Source organism: Paraburkholderia sp. SIMBA_027 (assembly GCF_046535315.1).
GTDB lineage: Bacteria > Pseudomonadota > Gammaproteobacteria > Burkholderiales > Burkholderiaceae > Paraburkholderia > Paraburkholderia tropica.
Genome location: NZ_JAWRWY010000051.1, coordinates 1 through 3,271 on the forward strand (window position 1 = coordinate 1; position 3,271 = coordinate 3,271).

A 3,271-nucleotide genomic window follows, 5' to 3' on the forward strand; every position below is an offset into this window, starting at 1 on the left:
ATGGCAACCCGGTGCGCGAGAACCTTGCGGCTCGCCCAGTCCACCACTGCCGTCAGATACACGAAGCCGCGCGCCATCGGAATGTACGTCGTGTCGAGCGCGAACACCTGGTTGGCGCGCTCGATCTTCATGCCGCGCAGCAGGTACGGCCAGATTTTGTGCTGTGCGTTGCGCCGGCTCGTGTTCGGCTTGCAGTACAGCGCCTCGACACCCATGCGCTTCATCAGTGTGCGGACACGACGGCGACCCACCCGGTGTCCTTGCCGGCGCAGCAGGCGCGCCAGCATCCGTGCCCCGGCAAATGGAAACTCCATGTGCAGTTCGTCGATCCGGCGCATCAGCAACTGGTCTGCCTGGCTGACTGGCTGAGCCCGGCAATACGCGCTTGATCTCGCGATGCCGACCAGCCGAACCTGCTGCGAGACCGGCAATGTGTGTGTACGATCGATCATCGCTTTGCGCTCAGCAGTCCGGCTTTGCCGAGCGCTCCTGACAAAAAATCGTTCTCCAGCGTCAACTGTCCAATCTTGGCGTGCAGCGTTTTCACGTCCAACGGCGGCTCGCTCGACGGCGCACCGGTCGCACCAAACACGTCTGCCGCACGTTCCTGCAACTGCCGCTTCCATTCCTTGTCTGGTTCGGATGCACATCGAACTGCTGCGCCAGTTCGGCCAGCGTGCGCTCGCCTTTGACCGCTGCAAGCGCCACCTTCGCTTTGAACGCCGCTGAATGCGTACGTCGGGTTCTCTTCGTCATTTCCTCGGTTCCTTTACCAGCATTATCGCTGGCTCAGGCCCCGGCCAAACCACTTATCCGACCGTCCGAATTTGCGCGGCCATCTCTATCTGCACAGCGATGAGGTCAAGCGGGCGCGGCAGATTGGGGAGGCGTTTTCAGGCCGAAAATGATAACGCACGCCCCGGATCGGCTCACCTGCCTCTTCTTGACGTGCGCGTAGGTGGAGCTTCGCTCGCCTTAGCGCTGCGAGACCACCACTTTGCCGAAGGATGTCGCCGTCAGGCGCTCGCAAAGTGAATGCGCGACTGACCGTTAGATGCGTTTATAGAGAGCCTGCTCTGAAGCGACGGGACAGACCGAGTTCGGCCGAGGTTGTATCAAAACGTGCGAATTCGACATCGAGCGAGGAAGTCGCCCCCCCGGAACGCTCTGTATCGGCTTCGCGGCACACCGGAAGGGAAAAGCCACACCCGACAACCCCGTAGTTTCGAGTTTTGACACAGCCTTGCCAAGATGCGACTTTCAATCGCCAGCGATAGGTGGCCGAAGCTCGACGAGTTTCAGCCATCCAAGTCAGAGCGGATCCTGCAGCCTGCCGTCACAGATCAACTCTTCGTCAGGACGATCTTCCCTACGTTCAAGGCCGATTACCCTTGATTACCGCTCCCGAAAAGTCTGCATTCAAGCGGACGTCCGAGCCTTTTGTCGTTTCGGTTCTTCGGATCTAGTGACGAGGTGCCTGCCAAAATTCGCGCATACGAAATCCACAAATACCCGCACCTTTGGCGTCATTTTCCGGCTGCCCGGCCACACCACGTGGATACTGTTGGAGTCCGCCACGTACGGGTGCAGTATGGCTTTCAGCCGTCCATCGGCCAGCGCGTTCTTGACAGAGAAATCGGGCACACATGCGATCCCGCGTCCTGACAGAGCCATATAAAGCAACATGTCCAGGCTGTTGCACACTGCCGTCAAAGGCAGCGACGCGCCTGGCACTGTGAATGTCGATTGGCGCAGCGGCCATTGGTACAGTTTTCCAGTAGGTGTCCAGCGGTAGTGTAGACACGCGTGATTCAAAAGATCGTCCGGGTTCTTAGGGATTCCCTTTCTTTTCAAATACTCTGGCGCGGCGACCAGACAGGCGCGCCAGGAACCCAGCGGACGAGATACCAGCCGTGAATCCCGAAGCACACTCCCGCGAATGACGACATCAAATCCTTCATCGATAACATCGACCAGTCGGTCAGTGAAATCAAGATCGAGTTCAATCTCGGGATGTTGCTCCATGAAGGCGGAAAGTACTGGAAATGGTAGTCCCGCCGAAAGCGACAGCCCAACCCTCAGCCGCCCTCGCGGATATTCGGCCATCGCGCTGAGTTCGTCTTCGGCGGCCTGAACCTCCCCAAAAATCCGTCTGCACCTTTCCAAGAAGACCTCGCCTTCTGACGTAAGCCGGACGCTTCGTGTGCTGCGCTGGAAAAGCCGCACGCCGACTCGCTCTTCAAGCCTCGAAACGCTTTTGCTGATAGCCGACGCCGAGATGCCGAGTTCCCGCGCAGCGGCAGCAAAGCTCCGCGTTCGCGCAGTGTGCACAAAGACTTCCAGACCGCCCAGCGCACTCAAATTTTCCACATTAGCCCCCCGCGTAATTCGTGACATTTCAGTCATGACACATGTGAACACTACCCCGATTAATGATGAGGGGCCAACGGCCTTACTATGGATTTGGGAGGCGGCCGTCACTGGCACCATGCCGGCCGCGCTTCATCCAGTCCCTGGCGCACCTGTGTGCAGTGATCGAACAATGGGAGCGCCAACGCTATGGCAACTCAACGCGCCGTGCCGGCGCACCGATTCTTCCGGGAAAATATTGTTATGCTCACCACTGAACATCTCGACGCTTACCTCCAGGCCATGGGTAATCGCGACGTCGAAGGGACCAAGGTCCACATGGCAGAGAATGTCGTCCTCAGAAGCCCAATCGTGCCTGCCCCGTTCGTGGGGAAGGGGCGCGTCTCAGGTGTGCTGACGCAGCTCCTCGCTACCGTGGACGCCTTCGAACCGAAGCTTCTCTTGCGCGACGGTGCCGACTGTGTTGCCGTGTTCACGATCAGATTCGGTGACCACGTGATTGACGGAATGGATCACATGCATTTGAATGAGGCAGGCCTTGTCGACAGCATGACCGTCGCATGGCGCCCGCTTCCGTCGGTGGTCGCGGTCCAGCAGAAGCTTGCCCCGAAACTGGGAGGAAAGGCGATGATGCTGGTTCCAGCGGATCAATCTGCCTGAATCATCGGTCCCGACTGCAACGGCATCGCGGCGTTTGCCACGCAAGGTGAAGATGCGTGGATCGGTCGCGACCACTGAAGGTTGGATCCGTGCAAAGGTTAGCTCGTAGCCGTTAATAGGGTGTTCGCAATGCGCGATTGACGGCTCTGACCTTCAATGCCGTCCTAGAGCGTGTTAGGCACTTGTATAAAGGGCTGCGAAGTGGACAAGCATAAGCACGGCGAATACGACGAAATGCAGA

2 protein-coding genes and 1 pseudogene are annotated in these 3,271 nt (G+C 58.5%); 1 reads left to right on the top strand and 2 read right to left on the bottom strand.

Going from position 1 to position 3,271, the window contains the following annotated elements; all coding sequences use genetic code 11:
* Nucleotides 1-756 (bottom strand): annotated as a pseudogene (locus SB764_RS37965) (IS3 family transposase); the annotation flags it as partial.
* 663 nt (nt 757-1,419) lie between these two features.
* Nucleotides 1,420-2,397 carry a LysR family transcriptional regulator gene (locus SB764_RS37970; protein ID WP_410866457.1) on the bottom strand — a complete coding sequence of 326 codons (978 nt, stop codon included), beginning with the start codon at nt 2,395-2,397 and terminating at the stop codon, nt 1,420-1,422.
* Between the two features lie 162 nt (nt 2,398-2,559).
* Here SB764_RS37970 and SB764_RS37975 point away from each other — a divergent pair, with 162 nt between their 5' ends.
* Entirely contained in the window at nt 2,560-3,030 is a 471-nt protein-coding gene (locus SB764_RS37975; RefSeq protein WP_410866458.1) for a limonene-1,2-epoxide hydrolase family protein, read from the top strand.
* Nucleotides 3,031-3,271: the final 241 nt, after the last annotated feature.

Excerpts from the sequence above, each read along its gene's own strand:
- SB764_RS37970 (WP_410866457.1), bottom strand. The coding sequence starts at position 2,397 with ATGTCACGAATTACGCGGGGGGCTAATGTGGAAAATTTGAGTGCGCTG.
- SB764_RS37975 (WP_410866458.1), top strand. The coding sequence starts at position 2,560 with ATGGCAACTCAACGCGCCGTGCCGGCGCACCGATTCTTCCGGGAAAAT.